Below are 1,566 nucleotides of genomic sequence, written 5' to 3'. Positions count from 1 at the left end.
CATGGCGTCCTCGCCAGCGTCACCGGCGCGCCGCCGGCCAGGCCGGCCTGCACGGCGAGGGTGGCCGCCGTGGTGGCGACCAGCGACTCCAGCGGCACCGGCATCGGCCCGCCGGTCCGAACTGCCTTGATGAACGCGGCCAGTTCGGCGTTCTGCCCCTTGTCCCGGGCCTTGGGCAGCCGCGAACTGACCCACTTCTTGGGGCCGTGGACCGAGGCACGGACGAAGTCGTCGAGCTTCAGCACCTTGCCGTCCCCGACCAGGTCAAGGGTCTCCTTGGGGAAGCCGGAGGCGCCGGAGGTGACGTAGCTGATGGTGGCGGTGGAGCCGTCCGGGTAGCGCAGGACGACCTGGAGGTCCTCGTTGCCGGGCGCGGCCGTCGCGTACACGGAGACCGGGTCGGCGTCGAGGAGCCAGCTTGCCGTGTCGATGAAGTGGCCGCCCTCACCGGCGAACCGCGAGCCCTCGGCGCCCTGTTGGAGGTACCAGCTGCCGTGCTGGAGCTTGCCCGCATTGACGAGGTAGCGCAGGCTCGCCGGACCCGTCCGAGCGCCGAACTGCTCCTTGGCCTCCTGGAGCAGCGGTGCGAAGCGGCGGTTGAAGCCCACCTGCAGGCGGTCGTTGCCCGACTCCTCCACCGCCGCGAGTACGCCGGCCAGCTCGTCCTCCGTGAGGGCCAGGGGCTTCTCCACGAACACGGTCTTGCCGGCCAGCAGTGCCTGTCGGGTCAGTTCGGCGTGGGAGCTGTGCCGGGTGACCACGAACACCGCGTCGACGGACTTGTCGCCGAGGACGGCGTCGAGGTCGGTGGTCGCCTGGGCGAAGCCGAACTTCCGCTGCGCGTTGGCCGCGGAGAGCGCCGTCGTGGTGACGACCGTCGACAGCTCGACGCCCTCGCGCCGGGCCAGGTGCGGCAGCAGCATCGACGTCGCGTAGTTGCCGGCGCCGACGAACGCGAGGCGCACCGGAGTCTTGGCGGACCGGGCCGGGGTGGGCGCTCCGCCGCCGGACCGCTTCACTGCGGGAACGGCGACGGCCGGGGCCTCGGCCTCCGCCGCTTCCTCCTTCTGTTCGGGGTACCGGAACAGCACGGCGACGGCCTTGAGTTCGCCGTCCTTCAGCCGCCGGTACGTCTCGACGGCGTCGTCGAAGTCGGCGATGTGGGAGACCAGGGGGTCCACGTCGACCCTGCCCCGGGCGACGAGGTCGAGGAAGCACGCCAGGTTGCGGCGCTCGGTCCAGCGGACGTAACCGATCGGGTAGTCGCGGCCCTCCAGCTCGTACGACGGGTCGTAGCGTCCGGGGCCGTAGGAGCGCGAGAAGCGGACGTCGAGTTCCTTCTCGTAGTACGCGTTCCACGGCAGGTCCAGGCGGCACTTGCCGATGTCGACGACCCGGCCGCGGTCCCGCGCGAGCCGGGCGGCCAGCTCGACGGGCTGGTTGCTGCCGCCGCCGGCGGCGAGGAACACCTGGTCCACGCCGTGGCCGTCGGTGAGTTCGGCGACGGCGGCCTCCACGGCCGGGGACGCGGGGTCGCCGCAGGCCGCGGCGCCCAGGCGCTCGGCG

Annotated in this window: 1 protein-coding gene; it reads right to left on the bottom strand. The window is 72.5% G+C overall.

What is annotated here, in order from left to right; translation table 11 throughout:
• Positions 1-1,566: Gfo/Idh/MocA family oxidoreductase (locus tag R6V09_RS52750; protein ID WP_317888496.1), on the bottom strand; the 1,566-nt coding region annotated here is incomplete at both ends.

It is taken from the genome of Streptomyces sp. W16 (assembly GCF_033194735.1).
GTDB lineage: Bacteria > Actinomycetota > Actinomycetes > Streptomycetales > Streptomycetaceae > Streptomyces.
The sequence above is the reverse complement of the archived record's forward strand: the minus strand, read 5'-3'. Positions and strand labels throughout refer to the sequence as shown.